Annotated in this window: 24 protein-coding genes and 1 other annotated feature; of the genes, 1 reads left to right on the forward strand and 23 read right to left on the reverse strand. The window is 32.4% G+C overall.

What is annotated here, in order from left to right; translation table 11 throughout:
- Position 1: 1 nt before the first annotated feature.
- From EV214_RS08765 to EV214_RS08815, 11 genes are all read right to left on the reverse strand, one after another.
- A complete protein-coding gene (locus EV214_RS08765) occupies positions 2–1150 on the reverse strand; it encodes a Ger(x)C family spore germination protein (RefSeq protein ID WP_165916315.1) in 1149 nt (382 codons plus the stop codon).
- 22 nt (positions 1151–1172) lie between these two features.
- Positions 1173–1385, reverse strand: coding sequence for a hypothetical protein (locus EV214_RS08770; RefSeq protein WP_132244815.1), 213 nt, complete (start codon positions 1383–1385; stop codon positions 1173–1175).
- Positions 1386–2543: a Ger(x)C family spore germination protein gene (locus EV214_RS08775; protein WP_132244817.1), complete on the reverse strand. Its 1158-nt coding sequence runs from the start codon at positions 2541–2543 to the stop codon at positions 1386–1388.
- 4 nt (positions 2544–2547) lie between these two features.
- Entirely contained in the window at positions 2548–4101 is a 1554-nt protein-coding gene (locus tag EV214_RS08780; RefSeq protein WP_132244819.1) for a spore germination protein, read from the reverse strand.
- A 111-nt stretch (positions 4102–4212) separates the two neighbouring features.
- A complete protein-coding gene (locus EV214_RS08785; RefSeq protein WP_132244821.1) occupies positions 4213–5682 on the reverse strand; it encodes a 4Fe-4S dicluster domain-containing protein in 1470 nt (489 codons plus the stop codon).
- A gap of 14 nt (positions 5683–5696) precedes the next feature.
- Positions 5697–6869 (reverse strand): SpoIIE family protein phosphatase, encoded by a 1173-nt coding sequence (locus EV214_RS08790; protein WP_132244823.1) that lies wholly within the window; start codon positions 6867–6869, stop codon positions 5697–5699.
- The gene (locus EV214_RS08795) at positions 6866–8587 is read right to left on the reverse strand and encodes a [Fe-Fe] hydrogenase large subunit C-terminal domain-containing protein (RefSeq protein ID WP_132244825.1); all 1722 of its coding nucleotides are present in this window, start codon (positions 8585–8587) and stop codon (positions 6866–6868) included. Before EV214_RS08795 ends, EV214_RS08790 begins: the two co-directional genes overlap by 4 nt.
- Before the next feature lie 2 nt (positions 8588–8589).
- Complete coding sequence (locus EV214_RS08800; RefSeq protein ID WP_132244827.1) at positions 8590–8835, reverse strand: (2Fe-2S) ferredoxin domain-containing protein; 246 nt, start codon at positions 8833–8835, stop codon at positions 8590–8592.
- A gap of 647 nt (positions 8836–9482) precedes the next feature.
- On the reverse strand, positions 9483–10196 hold the full coding sequence (gene cwlD / locus EV214_RS08805; protein WP_132244829.1) for an N-acetylmuramoyl-L-alanine amidase CwlD: 714 nt from the start codon (positions 10194–10196) through the stop codon (positions 9483–9485).
- A 188-nt stretch (positions 10197–10384) separates the two neighbouring features.
- The gene (locus tag EV214_RS08810; RefSeq protein WP_132244831.1) at positions 10385–11512 is read right to left on the reverse strand and encodes a gluzincin family metallopeptidase; all 1128 of its coding nucleotides are present in this window, start codon (positions 11510–11512) and stop codon (positions 10385–10387) included.
- Positions 11513–11540: 28 nt separating this feature from the next.
- Positions 11541–11870: a MazG-like family protein gene (locus EV214_RS08815; RefSeq protein ID WP_132244833.1), complete on the reverse strand. Its 330-nt coding sequence runs from the start codon at positions 11868–11870 to the stop codon at positions 11541–11543.
- Between the two features lie 233 nt (positions 11871–12103).
- On the opposite strand from EV214_RS08815, the gene EV214_RS08820 reads away from it, so the two are divergent.
- Positions 12104–12262 carry an aspartyl-phosphate phosphatase Spo0E family protein gene (locus EV214_RS08820; protein ID WP_132244834.1) on the forward strand — a complete coding sequence of 53 codons (159 nt, stop codon included), beginning with the start codon at positions 12104–12106 and terminating at the stop codon, positions 12260–12262.
- A gap of 69 nt (positions 12263–12331) precedes the next feature.
- Here the strand turns inward: EV214_RS08820 and EV214_RS08825 are convergent, their stop codons facing one another.
- From EV214_RS08825 to rpsK, 12 genes are all read right to left on the reverse strand, one after another.
- Positions 12332–13504: an AI-2E family transporter gene (locus EV214_RS08825; protein WP_132244836.1), complete on the reverse strand. Its 1173-nt coding sequence runs from the start codon at positions 13502–13504 to the stop codon at positions 12332–12334.
- Between the two features lie 274 nt (positions 13505–13778).
- Positions 13779–14171, reverse strand: coding sequence for a 30S ribosomal protein S9 (rpsI, locus tag EV214_RS08830; RefSeq protein WP_132244838.1), 393 nt, complete (start codon positions 14169–14171; stop codon positions 13779–13781).
- A 24-nt stretch (positions 14172–14195) separates the two neighbouring features.
- Positions 14196–14624 carry a 50S ribosomal protein L13 gene (rplM, locus tag EV214_RS08835; RefSeq protein WP_132244840.1) on the reverse strand — a complete coding sequence of 143 codons (429 nt, stop codon included), beginning with the start codon at positions 14622–14624 and terminating at the stop codon, positions 14196–14198.
- A 140-nt stretch (positions 14625–14764) separates the two neighbouring features.
- The gene (gene truA / locus EV214_RS08840) at positions 14765–15499 is read right to left on the reverse strand and encodes a tRNA pseudouridine(38-40) synthase TruA (protein ID WP_132244842.1); all 735 of its coding nucleotides are present in this window, start codon (positions 15497–15499) and stop codon (positions 14765–14767) included.
- 27 nt (positions 15500–15526) lie between these two features.
- Complete coding sequence (locus EV214_RS08845; RefSeq protein WP_132244845.1) at positions 15527–16324, reverse strand: energy-coupling factor transporter transmembrane component T family protein; 798 nt, start codon at positions 16322–16324, stop codon at positions 15527–15529.
- Between the two features lies 1 nt (position 16325).
- Positions 16326–17180 (reverse strand): energy-coupling factor transporter ATPase, encoded by an 855-nt coding sequence (locus EV214_RS08850; protein WP_132244848.1) that lies wholly within the window; start codon positions 17178–17180, stop codon positions 16326–16328.
- Positions 17171–18004: an energy-coupling factor transporter ATPase gene (locus tag EV214_RS08855; protein ID WP_132244850.1), complete on the reverse strand. Its 834-nt coding sequence runs from the start codon at positions 18002–18004 to the stop codon at positions 17171–17173. Before EV214_RS08855 ends, EV214_RS08850 begins: the two co-directional genes overlap by 10 nt.
- Positions 18005–18135: 131 nt before the next feature.
- Complete coding sequence (locus EV214_RS08860; protein ID WP_132244853.1) at positions 18136–18651, reverse strand: tryptophan transporter; 516 nt, start codon at positions 18649–18651, stop codon at positions 18136–18138.
- Positions 18652–18827: 176 nt separating this feature from the next.
- Positions 18828–19080 (reverse strand) — a binding site (T-box leader).
- Positions 19081–19289: 209 nt separating this feature from the next.
- Positions 19290–19631 carry a 50S ribosomal protein L17 gene (gene rplQ / locus EV214_RS08865; protein ID WP_132244855.1) on the reverse strand — a complete coding sequence of 114 codons (342 nt, stop codon included), beginning with the start codon at positions 19629–19631 and terminating at the stop codon, positions 19290–19292.
- Between the two features lie 21 nt (positions 19632–19652).
- A complete protein-coding gene (locus EV214_RS08870; protein WP_132244857.1) occupies positions 19653–20600 on the reverse strand; it encodes a DNA-directed RNA polymerase subunit alpha in 948 nt (315 codons plus the stop codon).
- A 63-nt stretch (positions 20601–20663) separates the two neighbouring features.
- Entirely contained in the window at positions 20664–21284 is a 621-nt protein-coding gene (gene rpsD / locus EV214_RS08875; RefSeq protein WP_132244859.1) for a 30S ribosomal protein S4, read from the reverse strand.
- Between the two features lie 24 nt (positions 21285–21308).
- Entirely contained in the window at positions 21309–21710 is a 402-nt protein-coding gene (gene rpsK / locus EV214_RS08880; protein ID WP_132244861.1) for a 30S ribosomal protein S11, read from the reverse strand.
- Between the last annotated feature and the right edge of the window lie 16 nt (positions 21711–21726).

The raw sequence follows: 21726 nt of genomic DNA on the forward strand, positions 1-21726 counted from the left end.
ATCATTGCCCTACTTTTATTGGTTTTGATTTTAATCCACTTCCTCTAATATTTACAACTACATTCACTTCTGTCTTTAAGCTTTTAAAAATATCATCCCATTTGGGTTTTATTTTTTTCCATAAATCTGGCATCTCTTTCTTGATACTGCTACTAAATTTAAAAATATCACTGTCATAATCTTTTTGTACTTTCTTAATCGTATCTTCTACTTGTTTTTTTATTTGTTTTTCCGCATCTTTTTTTAGTATCGCTCTTCCTTTCTTACCAATAAAATCTTCTGTTCCTCCAATATTCCCTATGATTACATCTGTCTCAATATCAATTTTCATCATAAGCTCATTTTCGTTATCTATTGGTTTTATCTTTGTTTTACTTTGGATAATTTCTAGCGTTATGGGTGTGAGTTTTTCTGATATCTTTGCGTCTACTTCTATCAGACCTCCTTGTATATGGTCAATAATCCATAAAAAAGATTGACTTTCCATATTACTTATATAACCAACCAATTTATCTCTCTTAAATACAGCAAGCCCCTCTAAAACAGGATATGTTTTCTTCTGATCTGATATATTTTTTACAGCAGGTAGTGTTGGTGAGACGCCTTCAGCATATAGATCTTTTATAAATTTCCATATTTGTGCACTATGATATTTAGCAACAATTTTTTCCGATTTTATTTGATCCTCTAAATGATATCCTATGATAGGGCTTATATCCTTAGCCGTATACTTTTCTAATATTTCTCTTGCTGTTTTCTCCTTCGAAACTACAATCCCCATATCTTCTCTAAATTCTGCATCTCTGTATATATAATCTAGAACAGAGATTATCTTTCTTTTTGCAATCTCTTCACTAATAATAATGACTTTTGCATGCGCAAAATATAATTTTCTTCCTGTTTTCATAATAACATTTCTTATGCCATCAAATGGAAGCTTTCCTCTGCTTTCATATAATTCCCCCTTCATCTTTCCTTCTTTTAGATTAATGATCTCAATGGTAGTAATATATTCATCCTTTTTTTCATCATAATCTATGGCCAATCCTGTAACCAATCTGGTCTCATTCATCTCTCTGTAGTTCCAACATCCCGACAGCGAAAATAAATTTATACATATCATAAAGAGAATTATTTTATTTTTTTTCATCATCCCGCCTTCTTTGTTCTAATTATTTTCCAATTACCATTCTCACTACTTTTTCGATAGGTTTTGCAGGACTTGGAATTTTCACCCCTAAACCAAGCAATACACTTATAACAAATGCTACTCCGAACAAAATACTATAAAGCATTAATTCTCTTTTTTGATTCTTTTTTACTAATGGCACAATTTCAATAATCCCAATGACTATATAACCCAATATGATTAAAACCACTATCATTTAATCGCCCACCTTAATTGATTTTGATCGCAGTGCACTTCCTCTAATATCTACCTCTGCTTTTACTTCTATCTTTAAATCTTTAAAAACCTGATCCCAATTGTCTTTTATTTTTTTCCATAATTCAGGGTATTCTCGTTCAACCATGCTCCCAAATCCAAAAATATCACTATCATACTCTTTTTGTACTTTCTTGATCACTCCTTTTATTTTATTTTCAATATCTTTTTCAGCTTTTTTCTTTACTAAACGACTTCCTTCTTCATTGGTAAAATCGATATGATTCTCTAGTTCATTTATATTCACAATTGTTTTCGTATTAATTTTTATAGTAATCTCACCATTTTCATATATAGGCTTGCTCTTTGTCTTGTTCTTAAATATTTCTAATGCTATTTTCACAGGTTTTTCTGGTGTTTCTTGTGTTACAGTAATAACCCCCCCCTTTATTTCATCAATAATAAATAGAAAAGATTTTGTCTCATCTCCATTTAACCATCCTACTTTTTTTACCCCTTTAAATATACCTGTTCCATACATTTCAGCAATTTTTTTGTCTCTGAAATCACTCACTCTCACCGTTGGAAGCGTAGGAGAAATCCCTTCTGTAGCCAAATCATCTACAAATTTCCACAGTGAAATAACATGATATTTTCCTACTCCACTCTCATTTTCAAAAATATCTTCCAACTGAAAAGAAACAATATCCTGTATCAGTGTATCCGTTTTTAATATTTCACTAGCTGTTTTTTCTTTAGAAAGGATCAGCGATATGTTCTCTCTATATTCTGCATCTCTTTTTATAAAATCAATAATACCAATAAGTACATCTTTATTTTTTGCTACTTCTTCACTAATAATAATGACCTTTGCATGGGCCCAAGACAATTTTTTCCCTGTTACTTGGATGGCATTTCTAATTGCTTCAAATAAATTTTTCCCTTCACTTTTAACCATTTCAGATTTTATTTTTGTTTCTCCATGTTCTATCATAGGGTAAGCAATCTCAGCTGTTAATAATATCTTATCTCTTTGTTTATCATAATCTACTGCTGCGCCTACTGCGATTGCCGCATCATTAATTTCACCATAGTTCCAACATCCAGAAATAAGCGTTGTACCAAATACTATAAAAAAAATAAATATTATTTTTTTCATCTCTTTACCTCTTTTCAGGAATTTTAGCGTTTTTCTTTCGAACAGGATCTTTGGCGCCAATAAGTTTTGGACGATAATACATATACCACCATGGTGCTCTTATTGCTGTATCTTTTATATCCTGCATTTTTAGATCTCCAATGTTTATCATATAGGGTATTCCAAAGCTTCTTATCGCCATTAGATGTATGAATAAACCAATTACCCCAAATATATAACCATATAACCCTAAAAATGCTGAAAGTAATAAAAATATGAATCGCATAATAATGACTGGACCGATCATTTTGGGAGTTAAAAACATTGTGATTCCTGCTAAAGCAGTTACAATTACAATAGGTGAACTTACAAATCTTGCTTCTACAGCAGCCTGCCCTAGAATGATCGCACCCACAAAGCCGATTGTAGAACCAATAGGTGCTGGTAATCTTACCCCACCTTCTCTTATGATTTCAAATGCCAAAAACATCAGTAAAGCCTCTACAATTGTAGGAAATGGAACCCCTTCCCTTGCTGCTGAAATACTTAATATAAGAGGTGTTGGTATCATTTCTTGATGAAAGGTTACAAGGGCAACGTAAACCGCAGGTACACTGGTTGTTAAAAAAAACGAAAAAATTCTTAGTAACCGACTAATTGAAGAATAGATGAAATTGTTATAATAATCCTCATTCGATTGAAAGTATTCAATAAACAAATAGGGAAGGGTTAAAACAAATGGTGTCCCATCTACAACAATTGCAATCCTTCCCTCAAGTAGATTTGCCGCAACAATATCTGGTCTTTCTGTATTGCCAATGGTAGCAAATGGAGACAAAGGCGCATCTTTTATTAATTCTTCTATATATCCTGATTCAAGTATTGCATCAATCTCGATATCGTCTAATCTTTTGTTTACCTCTTTAATAATTTTTTTATTTGCTAATCCTTCTATATAACATACACAGACCTTTGTTTGCGTTCTAGCCCCTATCTCTTTAAATTGGAACTTTAAATCTGGACTTAATATTTTTCTCCTTATTAGGGTTAAATTTAACATGATCGTTTCTGTAAAAGCTTCTCTTGGTCCTCTAACTACTTGCTCTGCTACAGGTTCTGTAATCCCTCTTTGTTCCCATTTTTTTGTGTCTATTGTTAAAGCTTCATTAACGCCTTCAACCAAAACCACTGTATTCCCAGATAATATTGCTGTTATTAATCCATTGACATTTTTTTGTTTTTTCACATCTGAAGCATTGATAATTTTATTGACCAATATATCTAAAATATTTTCCTTTAAATTTTTTTGCAGGTTACTGCTATTCATAATTGGCAAGATCATATTTTCATGAATATTCGTTTTATCAACCATTCCATCAACAAAAATCATGCAACATTTCAAATCCTTCCACTGTCTACTTTCAATCTTTCTAAAAATAATCGTTTCATTGGGATTAAAAATCTTTTTAAATAGTTCTATATTTTTTTCAAGAGATTTTGTTAATTTTATATCTTGAGAATGCCCTAATATTTTTATGTCATTCTTTCCTAGGACTTTGTCTTTCAATATCTTAAACATAAGTATCCTCTCTTTTCATCCATTCTATAATATCTACTATTATTTGTTATAATTCTTTTTTCTATCCAAAAAAGCCACCTATCTATAATAGGTGGTTTACGCTTTATTTTTCTAAAGTTTTTTAAAGTCTCTATGTAAATCAATTTCATCTACCTTAAATACCCTAAGGGCATCTTTAACACCTTTCTCAATCGCTAATTCTCCATACTTATCTATATCTTTTCGATCCTTTGGTCCATGATGAAGGGACGCTGCGCCTCCAATACACCCACCAGTACATGCCATTCCTTCAATGAAGTTTCCTTGTAATCTTCCTACTTTAGCAATTTTTAAAGCTTTATCACATTCTGCGATTCCATCACAAGTAACCGGTGTGAACTCCACTTGAATATTTTCTTCTTCAATTATATGCTTAATAGATTCTGTTAGTCCTCCAGAACGTGCAAAGATTCTTCCAAAGAAGGAAGCATTGTTTAAGACATCTTCTTCACATTTCTCGATTTCAATATCAGCAGCATCAATCATTGCACATAATTCTTCAAACGTTAAGACATATTCTGTACTTCCCTTCACATCTGCTTGATTAACCTCTGCTTTTTTTGCTGTACAGGGTCCTATAAATATTACTTTCGCTTTATGATCCATCTTTTTGATCAATCTAGAAATAGCAATCATAGGCGATACAGAAGTAGAAATATTCTTGCTAAACTCAGGATAACACTTCTCTATATAAGACACAAAAGCAGGACAACATGAACTGGTCATGATCTTTTTATCTTCTATTGTTTCTGCAAACTCATGGGTTTCATGAAGGGCTACCATGTCTGCTCCAAGTGCTGCTTCTACTACATCATGAAATCCTAATTTTTTTATTGCTGTAATCACTTGACCGATTTTTACATCTTTAAACTGGCTGGCAACGGCTGGCGCAATCACTGCATATAAATGAAGATTTTTTTCTTCCTTTGATTTTTTTAATAGATCTATCGTTTCTACAATAAACGATTTATCCATTATAGCACCAAATGGACATTTTACTATACATACACCACATTGTATACATTTTTCATTATCAATAACAATCTTCTTATTTTCATCAATAGATATAGCCTTTGTAGGACAAGCTCCCCTACAGGGTCTTAATACATCAGAAACAGCATTATATTGACATGCATCTCTACATCTTCCACATTCAATACATTTCTCTTGATTGATATAAGCTCTCTGGCCAACATGGAAAATGGCATCAACAGGACAAGCTTCTGAACATCTATGGGCAAGACATCCCCTACATGCTTCTGTAATGGTAAAACGATTAATTGGACACTCATCGCAAGCAGTCTCTATAACTTCTATAATATTGGGGTTTTCCTTGTCTCCTCCCATTGCTAGCTTTACGCGCTCTTCAACAATTGCTCTTCCTTTATAAATACAGCATCTACTTCTTGATTTTGGACCAGGCTCGATCATTCTAGATATTTGATCATACTTGTCCATCAATGTTCCTTCCATGGCAAATCTAGATACTTCTCTTAATACCTCATACTTTATTAACTGTACCTTACTCTCAAATTTCCTCATGTCTACACTCCTCGCTATACATATGTCACTTTCACTTGTTTGCCTAGTTTTTTCATTAATGCGATTAATTCATCTACTACTTTCAGTTTTATCGTTAAATCAATTGGGAAATCCGTGTTTTGGTGTGCAGGATTTACCGCTTTTCCAACCCAAAGATTTAGATGGGTACAATCTTCTATCAGCATCTTTACAAGCTTTGAAGCGCCATCTTTGTCCCCTTGCTTATATGCAGTATTGATTTCTAAATCATCAATATATTGTTTTATTTTTTCTACAACCTTGCACAAAGTCAATACCCCTTCTGTAACAAGATCAATTCCTTTTACGTTTGCAGTAGGTGGGACATCCCCATCATAAAAATCCATATTTACAATTATTTCTTCCTTTAACTCTCGTGATACAATATTTGCAGCAGTTCCTCCGCAAACAACCTTCTTTCCTTCCCCTTCCATAAACTTTTTGATAACCCATGGATCAGTTTCTGAATCTTTAGGAGGACCCGTGAACATGTCAACTTCCTCCCCTTTTCGTAGTTTCACTGTAACTACAGTCGTATCATCCCCTGGTTTATCGGCATATAAGTTTTTACATACTTCAATTAAATTCTTCGTAACATTTTTTGCACATTTTTCTTTTCCTGCTACATGGGTTAAATGATCTTTTACATTTTCCCATTGCCAACCCAAGTTTAGTACAGCACCTACCCCAGCATGGATAACACCGTCACTCACAACTGTCAATGTATCTCCAGGCTCTAATCTAAAATTACTTTCTTTAATAGGTCTTCCATTGATCATGGTACTACTTCTTTTTTCTACATCATAATATCTATTTCCTCGAATGAAAATAAGGGGTGGATTATCATATTCAACCGTATATACGCTACCATCTTCATTTATTTTCAAAATCGTAAATGTAGAATAAGCTATTTTTCTAACATTACATACAGGCAATGTATTTACAATCGTATCTACTGTCTCATCTATGCTGGCTCCTTCCATCAACATAGTCCCAGCTATTTTAGAGGTTAAGGTTGCCAATATATTTGCTTTTACCCCACTTCCAAGTCCATCTGCTAATACGATAATCATACTGTCCTCTGTTTTTATCACTTCTACTTTATCCCCACAAAGTTCTTCTCCATATTTATTAATGCTATCAAATGCAACATCTGTAAAATAGGTCATTGCTCATCACCATTCTCTTCTAATGCTATTTGTTTTAATTTTGTTAAAATTATTTTTGTCTCTGCTGTTGTTTCTCCTAATAAACTTGCGATTTCTTGGGCTACACGCATTTGTTTTTCAATAACCTTTTGGGCTGCATCTATGGTTTTTTCTTTTACTCTAACCAATTCTTTTTTATGTTTTTCTTCTGATGTCGTATTGGTCATAATCGCTAATAGCACATTTTGTTTCTCAAGGTATAAAATACTTTGTAATAATACCACATCATATTGGGGACAGGCAACCTTTTGTCCCATAAAATCTTTTTTTTCTTCCTTCACTTTTAAAAATAAACGATCATCTAATATAACGGATATAGGTTTGTTTTTTATTTCTTCCGCTTTTATATTGAAAATCTTTTCGGCTGTTGGATTAAACTCTTTTACGCGCATTTCTTCATCGATGAGTATAATAATATTGGGCGTATTTTCGAAGATTACATTTGTTAGACGTTCTGCTTTGCTTCTCATAAATGGAAGACACATATTTAATTCTGCCATACCATCAAAAACAGCTTGCGCCTTTTCACGACATGTATTGTAGCCGCATCCCCCACAATTCAATTCATCTGATGCTTCATATTTACCAATTTTTTTTAAAATAGACACAATTTCTTCTTCATTGGCTTTTTTCTTTTTTAAATCTCTATCAAAAAACTTTTTTGAAAAATGTATTTCATCTTTAACTTGAAAGCTCTTTTCTATGGAAGCATCTTCTTTATTTTTTACATAATCTTTTGTTTTTTTCATGATTTTATAAAAATCGTTTTCATTTTTAGGCATTCCCGGTCCACCCACACAGCTTCCTCTACACATATTCACTTCTGCACAAATATTTTTTATATTTCCATTTTCCATCGACTGAAAAATTTTCATACACTGTTCCATGCCATCAACTTTAATGGTTTCATAATTTTTCGGTTGATCCATAAAGCTATCGATAACGCCACCTTCTATTGGAAATCCCCTTCCTCTACTAGAAGCTTTTCTGTCCAATTGCTGCGGTTTTAGTTCCGTTAGGATCATATTTTCTTCTTCAAACCATTTGGTTAATTCTTCAAAAGTCAATACGCCATCAATGATCCCCTTATGTTGAAAATTCATGGATTCTATTTTTTTGGCTGTACAAGGACCAATAAATACTACATAGCTATCCATACCATATTCGTTTTTTAGTATTTTCCCATGTGCAATCATAGGCGAAACAATAGGCATTAGGTATGGAATCAGAGATGGAAAATATTTCTCCACCCAATAGTTGGCCGAAGGACAACTCGTAGTAATTAAATTTTCATATTTACTGCTTTTCACATAATCCTCATACAAATCTGCAACAATTTCTGCCCCAATGGCTGTTTCTTCAACAATTTCAAATCCTATTTTTTTTAAAGCGGATACAATTTGTCCTTCATCCGTCATAGAGAAAGCCCCCGCAAATGAAGGCGCAATACTTGCAATCACTCTCTTTTTCTCTTTTATTGCATGCTTTATCTCTAAAAGATCACTTTTAATTTTTCGCGCATTTTGAGGACAAACAATCAAGCATTGTCCACAACCAATGCATAAATCTTCCACAATTTCGGCTTGTTCATTCTTGATTTTTATGGCCTTTACAGGACATGCTCTTAAACATTTATAGCAGTTTTTACAATTTGCTTGTGAAAAGCTTAATATGCTCAATTTTATACCCTCCCAAGAACATATTCTTCAAAAAATGTTTCTACATTTTTTTCATCTACGGAAAGAATCGGGTTATCATTTACCCTTACAGACACCGCCTTTGTACATTCTCCAAGGCAGAAATTGGCTTTAATTATTATTTGATCCTCTAGTTTTCTATCCTCTACAATTTTTTGCAACCCATGAATTACATTGTATGCACCTTTCAGATGACAAGCACTTCCTATACATACATGAATTATTGTCATACCTACCACTCCATTCTAAAATTTTTGTATCTCACTTTTCAAATCATTCTATAATCTTTTATAAAATATCTGCCTTATTTATTCATCCATTATATTTTATTTTCATATTCCTCTATACTACTTTCAGTATACTATCTTGTTAAAAATGTATCAAGCATTGATATTTTTTATTTATTTATAAAATTGCTGTCTCAAAAAAGGAAAAAAAGTCTTTTTTAAAGACTTTTAAGGTGCACTTCTAACTTATATAACCTTGTCTATACACAATAATATGGTTATAAATAAAATGCATATGATAATCCACATTATTCTTTTTTTCAAATCATCCCCTCCTTGCTATTTCATTATATGCAAAGAGTATCTCTTTCTATTACAATAGAAGCTTTGTAAAAATATTATCCACCTTTTATGTGAATGTGGATAAATTATGTGAATAAATCTTTTTTCTTTACAAGCTAAATCTACACTTCTTGCATGCTCCTTGCCTGCTTGTCCACATATTTTTATAATGAAAAAATGAAACATATGGATAACTATGTGGATAACTGTCTGTTTCTATATCTGTTGATTTTACTTATCTTTAAAATTCCAAGAAAACTTTATGCACATTTTACCCACAAACTGTGTTATCCACTCTCCATCCTTGTTTAAATCTTATTCTTCTCTTGAAAATATCTTAAAATACCAATATACATACTCCAAGCTACCTTTTCTTGGTATTTAGGATCTTGAAACAATTTTTCTTCCATAGGATTAGATAAAAAACCACATTCAACGAGTACTGTAGGAATTGAACAAGTTTTTAACAAGTATATATCACTCTTTTCTTTTGCTACCCTTTTATTATCATTATCAAGTACTCTAATTAATTCTTCTTGTATCCTTTCTGCTAATCTTTTGCTTTCATCAGAATTCTTTGGATAAAAGGTTTGAGCCCCATAGTATTTTGTCTCCTGGAAACTATTCATATGAATACTTATAAATATATCTCCATTGCTTTCTTCTCTTAGCTTCTTTCTATTTTTTAAATCCTCATTTTTTTTGTTTCTTATAGTACCTGTATCAGAATATAGTCCTACATTATCCTCTCTTGTTAGTAATACAATCGCACCCTCTTGTTCTAATAATTCTCTTAATTTTAATGCAATCTCAAGATTTACATGACTCTCAATACTCCCGTTTTCTCCTACTGTGCCTCCATCGATTCCCCCATGTCCTGCATCTATTATAATTACCTTATCTAAAGTTTTAAGTTTTGAAACTTCTAATACCTTATGTACACAAAAAATGCCAACAACTGCGAAAATCATAAAAAAAATGACGCAATATAACCACTTTTTTTTCACAATAAATATTCTCATTTTACATCTCTCCTTCTTTATTTCTTCAATATCCATAATATTTTTACTTTTATATCCTACGACTCCTGAAACCTATCTCCTTACATTGCGCAAAATATACGTCTCTTTTTTAACTTTTTATTTTTTTCAAATACCTCATCATTTCATCTTATTCAGTATTAAAAAAATATATGAAAAAAACAGAGTTTTCACTCTGTTTCATATAAGTATTTTTCCCATTCCTTATTTAACGCTTCTATATTAATCCCTATGACTTTTGGCAAAATCCAATGAAATCTTTTTATGGCTTGTTCATCTACCTCAGCGCCCGTACCTTCTTTGTAAGAGAATTCTCCTAATATTTCTACAATTTCTTTCACTTTTTGTATCCCATACTGTTCTACCATAAATTTTACGATCATGCCAGCATTATCGTAATAATTAGCAATTTTCTTAGGATCTTTCATTTTTTCAAGATTTGCTTTTTCTATCTCTTGAATATTCATTATCAGACCCTTATATGTCCTTAAGTAAGTTGATTTTTTACTATATTCTTTGGATTCATTTTGGAAATTTGCAAAATAAACAGCCAATCCCTCTGTAAACCAATACGGCATATTATTGTTTGATTTACTTATAGTGAATTTATGCATTAACTCATGTTCTAAAATTTTTCTATAGGTTTCTTCCTCTTCATATTTGGTTGTTTTAATAGATTCTGGATACTCATACCATCCAGCAAATTTCCAAGCAAAAGATAACTTTACTGATTGTCTTAATCTTTCCTCATCTTCATACAGTTTTATAACTGTACAATCATTGATAGATTCTCCATAGCGATTTGTGATATTATTATATGCCGTTTCACATACCTTTTCAATTCTTTTTGCATACTTTTTAGATTTCTTAAGATATTTTATTTTGAAATGTGTTGTGTTCATTTCTTCAAAATTTAGATCTCCATCCTTCCAACGCCCTTTTTCCTTTACCAATAATAAAGGATACACTATATTATATTTTTCCTCTTTATATCTATAACTTTGCTTAATCTTTACATATACTTTAGATACATCTAATATCTTTAGCTTCTCTATTGTGAGCGTATAATCCTCAATATTATTATTCTTTATATCTCTAATCCAACTTTTCTTCTCTGCCACATACTCTTCTTGTTCTTTTGAAATAGTATCCATATACTTCTCTATATCTTTTTCTTTTGTAAAGTTTTCTTGGTTTTTGATAAAAATTTTCACTTCGCCTTTTATTTCTTTATTTCCACATGCACCATATGTTAAGGTTAGTATTAAAAGTATTAACACTGATACGTATTTTTTCATTTTTTCTCCTTATACCCACCATTTTCTGTTATTCTTCTAATTTGATATATCCTTTTTTTACTAATTTTTCTATGTGATCATCTACCTTTTCTTTTATATTAATTGCATATTCTTCTTCCAATACAAACATCATCGATACAGCAACTTGTGCTACATCAAGTAACTCTTTGCTGATTAGCTCTATTACTTCTTGTTCTTTTAAATCTACTTTTTCACCATTCATCCCTCTAAATTTTCCTATAGCCTGTGCCAATTCTCCTGCTTCTTCCATCAGTTTTAAACATGTAGATTCTAGTCTTGGTTGTAAATTATTTAATTTTGGTAAACTAATCTGCTTAAACTCTGTATATTTTTCCATTTATTTTCCTCCTTTTAAATTATATATTCTATTATTCATTTTATACTTTTTTTAAATTTTAAAGAACCTTTTTTTATTTCTCTTGTTTTTTCTCCGATATTATTATATAATAACTTTAAACAGTTTTACATTTTATTACATTTTTGTCATAATATCACTTCATTAGACATAATCTCTTGTAAAAACAAGAGTGTTTTTGAGTTTTTTGTCATTTTTTGAAAGGGGGAAGAAACATGTCAAGAAATGAACTAAAGAAAAAAATTGACGAGGCAAATGTAAAATTATGCGACCTACTCAGTATCAACCATTATAACTTACAAAGGCATGAAATTATCCGCTATAGCCAACAACTTGATGAACTGATTGTAGCTTATATGAAATCCTTATCTTAAAAAGCCTTTATGGCTTTTTTCTTTTGAAACGAGCTATACAAAAATAAAACAAACACAATTGTATTTGTTTTATTTCTTGCATTTTATTTCATTTTTTTCTGCCAATCTTTTATCGACAAATCTTTTAACGGCTACTAATATTACAGATATCGCCGGTACACCTAAAAACATACCGATTACACCAAACAGACTTCCGCCTACTACAATGGAGAATATAATCCAAAGTGGGCTAACCCCCATTTTATCTCCCAATATTTTAGGTCCCAAATATAATCCATCAAATTGCTGCAATAGAATAAGAAAAAACAGTACCCACAATGCTTTTGTCATGCTAACAAAAGCTACAAAAACAAATCCAATAATTGCACCAATAAAAGGTCCAAAATAAGGAATCATATTCAAAACCATTACCATAATTCCAATTAACAATGGATATGGACTTTTCATCAAATATAATCCTACTAAAGCAATCAAACCAACAATAAACGAATCAATAGATTTACCTATAACAAACTTTACAAAGGTATTGTCTGCTTCTTTGCAGAACTTTTTAAAACTATTTACTTTTTCATCATTAAATAATGCTCTTAACAATCTTTCTGCACTTTTTAACAGTTTATCCTTATCGATCAATATGTAAAAGGAAACCACTAGAGATAAAAGTATATTTAATGTCTTTGAAGTAGCAGCAATAATACTAAGAAGTACATTTGTTAAGCCTGCCTTAAATATTTCGCTTCCTTTATGAAATAAATTATTAATATTTTTTTGCAATTCACTTTCAATATTATATACATCATTGGTATATAAATCATCAATCCAAGCAATAATATTACTTTCATTTTCATCAATAAATGTTGGTAGTGCACTTGTTAAATCTTTAATACTTACAGCGATTCTTGGTAACACTAAAGCAGTAGTTAATACAATAATCAATATAAATATAACAAATATAAGCGTTGTACTAATCAGTCTATTGTATTTATTTTTCCCATTACGCTTTAAAACTCTGCTTAACAACTCCAATTCAAACCATCTTACAATCGGATTTAATATATATGCAATCATTATCGCCACCATAAACGGTTTGATCACATTGATGATTGTTTCCATTTTTACAGAAATTGAAGCATACAAACCATTCATATTATCCATAAATTTATAAAATATAATAGATAATATAATAACAATAAGTGTTTTCACATAATGTCCTAGGTTTCTTTTATTAATCCATTCCTTCATCTAAGTCACCTCTATTTTTTCTAATAGCTACATTATATATAATTATATCCATTTTGGCTATCTATTTTAAAAGATCCATAAGTAACGCCTCTCTTATAGATACCCAACAGAAAAATTTGATGTTAAAATATTTCATCCCCGTAGTTACTCAGAATCTATACATGGAATTTATAAAGTTTATCTAGAGATTTAAACTGTTTGTATCTATAGATTAAAAGAAACACTACTTAGTTTTAAACTAAGTAGTGTTTTATTCTTATACGTATATACAGAATTATCTCTTAGAGAATTGTGGCGCACGTCTTGCTTTTTTCAATCCGTATTTCTTTCTTTCTTTCATTCTTGGGTCTCTTGTTAAGAAACCTGCTTTTTTTAGGATTGGTCTAAGTTCTCCTTCAGCTTTCAGTAATGCTCTTGAGATTCCATGTCTTAATGCTCCAGCTTGTCCTGTGAATCCTCCACCGTGTACTTTTGCGATAACATCGAATTTACCCTCAGTTTCAGTAAGTACAAGAGGCATTTTAACGTCTCTCTTCAATGTTTCATAATCAAGGTATGCATCTATATCTCTTCCATTGATTGTGATTTTTCCTTCACCAGGAACTAATCTAACTCTAGCGATAGAAGTCTTTCTTCTACCTGTTCCGTAATATTGTACTTTCGCCATTATATTTCCTCCTTTCCTCAGAACTTATATATCTAAAACTTCTGGTTTTTGAGCTTCATGCTTGTGCTCAGCGCCAACATTAACTTTTAATTTTTTGAACATTGCTCTTCCTAGGCTGTTCTTTGGAAGCATGCCTTTTACAGCAAATTCAATAATTCTTTCTGGATGTTTTTGTAACATTTGCTTATATGTTACCTCTTTTAGGTTACCTACATAACCTGTATGATGTCTATACAGTTTTTGATCCATTTTCTTTCCTGTTACTTGGATTTTTTCTGCATTAATGATAATTACATGGTCTCCTGTATCAACGTGTGGTGTATATATTGGTTTGTTTTTCCCTCTTAAAATAGATGCAACTTGAGAAGCTAAACGACCTAATGTTTTCCCCTCAGCATCTACTACATACCACTTTCTTTCTACTTCTTGTGGCTTAGCAATAAATGATTTCATGTATTTCCCTCCTAACACTACTTTAAAAAAATTTAGCGAGTATCTATATTTAAAAAACCCGGGGCTAGTGGATTCTTTAATATGCACATTACCAAGTAATTATAATACATGTTGCCGTGTGTGTCAAGGAATAATCCAAGTTAATAATAAACTTCTGCTAGATATAATCCTTGTGGTGGTGCTGTATGCCCTGCGCTTTCTCTGCTGCATGATTTTATAATATTCGGCAAATCTTTTTCATCAATTCTGCCTCTTCCTATATCAACCAACGTCCCTGTCATAATGCGCACCATATTATATAAAAAACCATTTCCTTTAATGTCTAGTATCAATAATTCTTCTTGTTCATATAATCTTATATCCTGTATAGTTCTTACTGTGTTCTTTATGCTGGTTCTAGATGCCATAAATGCTTTAAAATCATGCTCTCCTATAAAATACGCTGTAGCTTTCTTCATTTTTTCTACATTTAGCGTATATGATGTAAAATACGCATGATTTTTAAGCAATGCACTTCGTAACTGTCCATTATAGATTTTATAAATGTACCTTTTACCTTTAGCATGATATCTTGCATGAAAGTTTTCAGGAACCTCTATCGCTTCTTTGATAGATATATCCTCAGGAATCATTGCATTAAGGGCTAATGGAATTTTCTGTATGGGTATACTAAATGTTTCTTTAAAATTCGCCACTTGTCCTAAAGCATGCACTCCTGCATCAGTTCTTCCCGAACCGTTAATCTTAACCTCTTTTTTTATGATTTTCTTTAGCCCTTTCTCAATCTCTTCCTGCACGGTTCTAGCATTTGGCTGCATCTGCCAACCACTAAAATTCGTTCCATCATATTCTATTATTAATTTTACATTTTTCATACGCTCACCCTTATACAATTCCTTTTTCTATGCAAAACGATTTACAAGTACAGCTACTAACACAAATATTGTCACTATAAAGGCGATAAAATCTCTCGTATGGAGTGATAGTTCCCTCATCCTTGTTCGGTTTTCTCCCCCTCTATAACATCTCGCTTCCATTGCCATAGCTAATTCATCTGCTCTTCTAAATGCGCTTATAAAGAGAGGTACAAGTAATGGTACCAAGCTTTTCGCTCTCTTCAAAATATTTCCACTCTCAAAATCCGCGCCTCTTGCCATTTGTGCCTTCATGATTTTATCCGTCTCTTCTAATAACGTAGGAATAAATCTTAGCGCAATAGTCATCATCATTGCCAATTCATGCGCTGGCACACCTACTTTTTTAAACGGGTTTAAAAGCTTTTCAATGCCATCTGTAAGATTGATCGGCGATGTTGTCAATGTCAAAAGGGATGTACCAATAATCAAAAGGATAAGCCTTGTCGCCATAAAAACAGCTTGACTTATTCCTTCCTTAGTAATATCAAGAGGTCCTAATTGATAAAGGACTTCCCCTTTAGTCATAAAAATATTTATCCCAAAAGTAAGGGTAATGATTAAGAATAAAGGCTTAAGTCCTTTAATCATATAACTAAAAGGTACCTTTGATAAAAAAATGGAAGCTCCTAGAAAAACAAGTATATACGTATAGTCCACAAAATTTTTTACAACGAACAGAGCAATCATATAAACAAAAGTAGAAAGGATTTTCACTCTTGGGTCTAATCTGTGTATAGCAGACGCAGCTGGGTAATACTGTCCTATTGTTATATCCCTTAACATTTTAGTTTCTCCTCATTAATTTTAATATTTCTTTTTTAGCATCCTCAATAGTAAATATATCTTCACGCACAGGTTTTCCTAGTTTATGAAGCATTTTCATGAGGTACGTAATCTGTGGCACCCCTAAGCCAATACTTTCTAAAAGTGCTACATTACGAAAAACTTCGCTTGGTTTGCCTGTTAACGCTACATTTCCCTTATGCATAACAATAATTCGATCTACCAACTTTGCAATATCCTCCATACTATGTGAAACAAGTATAATCGTTATATTGTATTTTTGGTGGAGTGCTTTGATTTGACTGAGTATTTCATCTCTTGCCCTAGGATCAAGTCCCGCTGTTGGCTCATCCAAAATCAGTACTTCAGGCTTCATTGCAACCACTCCAGCTATCGCAACTCTTCGCCTTTGACCACCACTCAGTTCAAAAGGAGATCGTTCCTTTACTTCTTCAAACTTTAGTCCTACAAGCTCTATGGCTTCCTTTACCCTTATATGAACCTCTTCTTCTTCTAATCCTAAATTCAGTGGACCAAAAGCTACATCTTTGTATACAGTTTCTTCAAATAATTGATGCTCTGGATACTGAAATACCAATCCAACTTTCTGACGTATTTCTCGCAAAGATACACCCTTTTTCGTAATATCAAATCCATTAATAATGATTTTTCCTGACGAAGGCTTAAGTAAACCATTTAGATGTTGAATCAATGTAGATTTTCCAGAACCCGTATGTCCAATTAATCCTATAAATTCACCTTTTTCAATATTCAAGTTTATATCATTTAAAGCTTTTGTTTCAAAAGGATTCCCAAAATTATATATATGTGTTAGATTTTCAATTATTATTGACATAAACACTTCACCATCTCATCTACTGTTAGTATATCTTCTTTAATATTTATTCCTTCTTTTCTCAGCCTGTATGCAAGCTCCGTTACCTGTGGTACATCAAGTCCTAGATCTTTTAGAACTTCTACCTGAGAGAATACTTCTTTAGGCTTTCCTTCTAATACAACGTTTCCTTCCTCCATGACTACAACACGATCTGCATCTACTGCCTCATCCATAAAATGCGTAATGTGGACAATCGTAATACCTTCTTCTTTATTAAGCTTCTTTACTGTATCCATAACTTCTTTTCTTCCTACTGGATCTAACATGGCAGTGGGTTCATCTAAAATGATGCATTCTGGCTTCATTGCAATAACGCCTGCAATTGCAATCCTTTGCTTTTGTCCACCAGACAATAGATGGGGTCCTTTTTTACTAAATTCTATCATCCCTACAGCTTCTAAAGCTTCTTTTACTCTTTTACGAATTTCTTTGGGATCAACACCTAAATTTTCAAGTCCAAAAGCAACATCTTCTTCTACAATAGTAGCAACAATCTGGTTATCTGGATTTTGAAATACCATCCCTGCACTTTGTCTTATATTCCATAGACTTGATTCATCTAATGTATCTAATCCATGAACATAAACTTTTCCTCCGCTTGGAAGGAGTAAGGCATTCATGTGCTTTGCCATTGTTGATTTTCCAGAACCATTATGCCCAATGACAGCTAAAAACTCACCCTTCTTTACATTTAAAGATACCTCATTTAATGCTTTTACTTTTTCTTCTTCATTTTTTCTATATTCATAAACTAAATCAATGATCTCTATCATTTTTTCCATTCAATCACCTTACCCATATATTATTCCTATCTATTATACCTTTTATTTAGTAGAATACCAATAGCTTGTTTTTATTTTGTAAAGACACACTCCATATAATCAAGTTGTTTTATCTATTGTTAATATCAAGCTTAAACAAATTTTAATCCTGTTGCCTTGATTGAAAGACTAACAGCCTTATAAATAAAAATAGTAGCAAAGATATTTGTAAAAGCGGTAGGTACTACTACACCAATAAATAATACACTAAATGCAGCTGGTAGTCCTACTATAAAGCTTGCAGAAATCAAAAATATACTTCCACTGATTAACGTTCCTACAAAGGCTATTAACCCTACGCATAGTAAATTGTTTTTATATTTCCCTAACATTTTAATCATCATAAATACAATAATGCAAGTAATAAATTTATCGATCATATTAGGCAACTGCCCCCCTGGAAAAGTCGTTGTCATAGCAGTAATAACCCCTCCTAGTAAAGCTGTTAGCATTACATTTTTGAACTCTTGATTAATCAAAATGCACACAAATATAACAGATAACATTAAATCAAACTTCATCCCACCAATTACACCTGGTACAATTTGACGCAAAATAAACCCGATTGCGATTAATAATGCTGTAATAATATTTTTTCTTAAATTCATTGAAAACATCTCCCTTTTTTGTTGTTTTTATATTCATCCAGTTCCCATCATCTTCATCTATATTTCACAACATGCTAATCACCGCCTTTGGAATAATTAAAATAACTTCCCTAATCTTGCTTATTATTTTTAAATTATTTTCTTATTGAAAATAAAAAAAGCCTTTCATCCCTATAACAAGGGACGAAAAGCTATATTTCGCGGTACCACCCAACTTAGACAACATCAAGCCGTCTCACTCTATAGATACAGAGATTGCTCTCGATATCTTGTTTCTATAACGGGAAACCCCCGACTTCGGCTACTTTCAAAGATTTCACCTCGCTTCTCCCAGGTCCATTCATCAGATATCTCTTTACCGGACTCCCACTATCTCCGACTCGCTGAAAATTAAATATTCTGGTTACTACTCCTGATCAAAGAATTTCAAATATTGATTATACTTATAATAAATCATAATGAAGATTAAGTCAAGAATTATTTATAAAAATTCACATCACGTTATAAATATCCTTATTTTCCCAATCAAATTTCTTAAAACCTATTTCATCCTTCAGTGATTCACATTCTAAAAAATCTATCGTTTCTTAGTAAATAAAATAAAAGGGACTAAGCTATCCACTTAATCCCTTAAAACACTATACTAATTCAATAATAACCATTTCAGCTGCATCCCCTCTACGAGGACCCATCTTTAATATTCTTGTATATCCACCATTTCTCTCTTGATACTTTGGTGCTAATTCATCAAATACTTTTTTTACTACTGTTTCATCTAGTACAAAAGAAAGTGCTTGACGTCTTGCATGTAAATCTCCTCTTTTTCCAAGAGTGATCATCTTTTCCGCAAGTTTGCGTGTCTCTTTTGCTCTTGTTTCAGTAGTATTAATTCGGCCTTCTTTTAATAAGCTTGTTGTAAGATTTCTTAGCATCAGTTTTCTGTGCCCTGTTGGACGACCTAATTTACGATGTCCTGCCATGTCTTTCCCTCCTAACCTATACTATTCTTCACTAGGTTTTAAGCCTAAACCAAGTTCTTCCAGTTTTTGCTGTACTTCTTCAAGGGATTTTTTACCTAGGTTTCTCACTTTCATCATATCTTCTTCTGCTTTATCAGTAAGCTCTTCTACTGTATTAATTCCAGCTCTTTTTAAGCAGTTATAGGATCTAACAGAAAGTTCAAGTTCTTCTATTGTCATTTCCATTACTTTTTCTTTTTTGTCTTCTTCTTTTTCTACCATAATTTCAACATTTTCTACGTGGTCAGTTAAGTCGATGAATAATCTTAAATGATCATTCATAATCTTTGCGCCTAAAGAAGCACCTTCATCTGGTTTTATACTACCATCCGTCCATATTTCAAGCGTTAACTTGTCATAATCAGTAACTTGACCAACTCTTGTATTTTCAACATGATAACTAACTTTTGTGACAGGAGTATATATAGAATCAACAGGTAGCATCCCTATAGGCATTCCTGGTGTTTTATTATTCTCCGCTGGAACATATCCTCTACCCTTAGAAAGGAATATTTCCATTACAAGTTTTGCATCATCTTCAAGTGTTGCGATATGCAGATCAGAATTTAATATTTCTACGTCTGCATCAGCAATAATATCCCCTGCAGTAACTTCTCCTGGTCCTTGAGCTTCAATTCTAACAGCCTTTGGTTCATCAGAATAAAGATTTGCAGATAATTCTTTAAGGTTTAGAATAATTTCTGTAACATCTTCTTTTACTCCAGGAACTGTTGCAAATTCATGAAGTACACCATCTATTTTTACAGATGTAACCGCAACGCCTGGCAAAGATGAAAGTAATATTCTCCGCAAACTATTTCCTAATGTAATGCCGTAGCCTCTTTCTAGAGGTTCAACAACAAATTTCCCATAGGTATTATCATCACTTAACTCTATACAATCTATTTTGGGCTTTTCTATTTCAATCATATTTTTAACCCTCCTTATAATTTTTTATCTATACATTATGAGGGTAACTGATTCTAATCTTTATTATCTTGAATATAACTCGACAATTAAATGTTCAGCTATTGGAATGTCGATATCTTCTCTAGTTGGAAGTGACACTACTTTTCCCTCTAAGTTTTCAGAACTTACAACTACCCAATTTGGTACATTTGTAGCTGCTTGTGTCATTTCTTTGAACTTAGCTGAGCTAACACTTTTTTCTTTTACTTTAATTACATCTCCAACAGAAACAATAAATGATGGTATATCCACTTTTTTACCATTTACTGTGAAGTGTCCGTGTGTTACTAATTGTCTTGCTTCTTTTCTAGATGATCCAAATCCCATTCTATATACTACATTATCAAGTCTTGTTTCAAGGATTCTAAGTAAATTTTCACCAGTAATCCCTGCTTGTTTTTCAGCTTTTTCAAAATATGATCTAAATTGACTTTCTAGTAAGCCATAGAATCTCTTTGCTTTTTGCTTTTCTCTAAGCTGTAAACCATAGTTAGATATTTTCTTTCTTCCTTGCCCATGTTGTCCTGGTGCATAAGCTCTTTTACTCACTGCACATTTATCTGAATAACATCTTTCGCCTTTTAAGTATAACTTTTGTCCTTCTCTACGACAAAGTCTACAAGATGGCCCCGTATATCTTGCCATGATTCCTACACCTCCTAATCCTAATTAAACTCTTCTACGTTTTGGTGGTCTACATCCATTATGTGGTACTGGTGTAACATCCTTAATTAAGTTTATTTCTAGTCCTGCTGTTTGAAGCGCTCTGATGGCAGCTTCTCTTCCTGATCCAGGTCCCTTAACATAAACTTCTACAGTTTTTAATCCATGCTCCATAGCAGATTTTGATGCAGCTTCTGCTGCCATTTGTGCTGCAAAAGGTGTAGATTTTCTTGAACCTCTAAATCCTAATCCACCGGCACTAGCCCATGATAGTGCATTTCCTTGTAAGTCAGTAAGGGTTACGATTGTATTATTAAAAGTTGACTGAATATGTGCTTGACCACGTTCAATATTTTTACGCTCGCGTCTTTTCTTGCGACCTCTTTTATCTGCCTTTTTGGCTACCATGTCATTTTCCCTCCTT

The organism is Marinisporobacter balticus (assembly GCF_004345705.1).
Taxonomy (GTDB): Bacteria; Bacillota; Clostridia; order Peptostreptococcales; family Thermotaleaceae; genus Marinisporobacter; species Marinisporobacter balticus.

Bases quoted from the DNA above. Each gene is read 5' to 3' on its own strand.
- EV214_RS08765 (WP_165916315.1), bottom strand. From the start codon at position 1,150: ATGAAAAAAAATAAAATAATTCTCTTTATGATATGTATAAATTTATTT.
- EV214_RS08770 (WP_132244815.1), bottom strand. From the start codon at position 1,385: ATGATAGTGGTTTTAATCATATTGGGTTATATAGTCATTGGGATTATT.
- EV214_RS08775 (WP_132244817.1), bottom strand. From the start codon at position 2,543: ATGAAAAAAATAATATTTATTTTTTTTATAGTATTTGGTACAACGCTT.
- EV214_RS08780 (WP_132244819.1), bottom strand. From the start codon at position 4,101: ATGTTTAAGATATTGAAAGACAAAGTCCTAGGAAAGAATGACATAAAA.
- EV214_RS08785 (WP_132244821.1), bottom strand. From the start codon at position 5,682: ATGAGGAAATTTGAGAGTAAGGTACAGTTAATAAAGTATGAGGTATTA.
- EV214_RS08790 (WP_132244823.1), bottom strand. From the start codon at position 6,869: ATGACCTATTTTACAGATGTTGCATTTGATAGCATTAATAAATATGGA.
- EV214_RS08800 (WP_132244827.1), bottom strand. From the start codon at position 8,835: ATGACAATAATTCATGTATGTATAGGAAGTGCTTGTCATCTGAAAGGT.
- cwlD (WP_132244829.1), bottom strand. From the start codon at position 10,196: ATGAGAATATTTATTGTGAAAAAAAAGTGGTTATATTGCGTCATTTTT.
- EV214_RS08810 (WP_132244831.1), bottom strand. From the start codon at position 11,512: ATGAAAAAATACGTATCAGTGTTAATACTTTTAATACTAACCTTAACA.
- EV214_RS08815 (WP_132244833.1), bottom strand. From the start codon at position 11,870: ATGGAAAAATATACAGAGTTTAAGCAGATTAGTTTACCAAAATTAAAT.
- EV214_RS08820 (WP_132244834.1), top strand. From the start codon at position 12,104: ATGTCAAGAAATGAACTAAAGAAAAAAATTGACGAGGCAAATGTAAAA.
- EV214_RS08825 (WP_132244836.1), bottom strand. From the start codon at position 13,504: ATGAAGGAATGGATTAATAAAAGAAACCTAGGACATTATGTGAAAACA.
- rpsI (WP_132244838.1), bottom strand. From the start codon at position 14,171: ATGGCGAAAGTACAATATTACGGAACAGGTAGAAGAAAGACTTCTATC.
- rplM (WP_132244840.1), bottom strand. From the start codon at position 14,624: ATGAAATCATTTATTGCTAAGCCACAAGAAGTAGAAAGAAAGTGGTAT.
- truA (WP_132244842.1), bottom strand. From the start codon at position 15,499: ATGAAAAATGTAAAATTAATAATAGAATATGATGGAACGAATTTTAGT.
- EV214_RS08845 (WP_132244845.1), bottom strand. From the start codon at position 16,324: ATGTTAAGGGATATAACAATAGGACAGTATTACCCAGCTGCGTCTGCT.
- EV214_RS08850 (WP_132244848.1), bottom strand. From the start codon at position 17,180: ATGTCAATAATAATTGAAAATCTAACACATATATATAATTTTGGGAAT.
- EV214_RS08855 (WP_132244850.1), bottom strand. From the start codon at position 18,004: ATGGAAAAAATGATAGAGATCATTGATTTAGTTTATGAATATAGAAAA.
- EV214_RS08860 (WP_132244853.1), bottom strand. From the start codon at position 18,651: ATGAATTTAAGAAAAAATATTATTACAGCATTATTAATCGCAATCGGG.
- rplQ (WP_132244855.1), bottom strand. From the start codon at position 19,631: ATGGCAGGACATCGTAAATTAGGTCGTCCAACAGGGCACAGAAAACTG.
- EV214_RS08870 (WP_132244857.1), bottom strand. From the start codon at position 20,600: ATGATTGAAATAGAAAAGCCCAAAATAGATTGTATAGAGTTAAGTGAT.
- rpsD (WP_132244859.1), bottom strand. From the start codon at position 21,284: ATGGCAAGATATACGGGGCCATCTTGTAGACTTTGTCGTAGAGAAGGA.
- rpsK (WP_132244861.1), bottom strand. From the start codon at position 21,710: ATGGTAGCCAAAAAGGCAGATAAAAGAGGTCGCAAGAAAAGACGCGAG.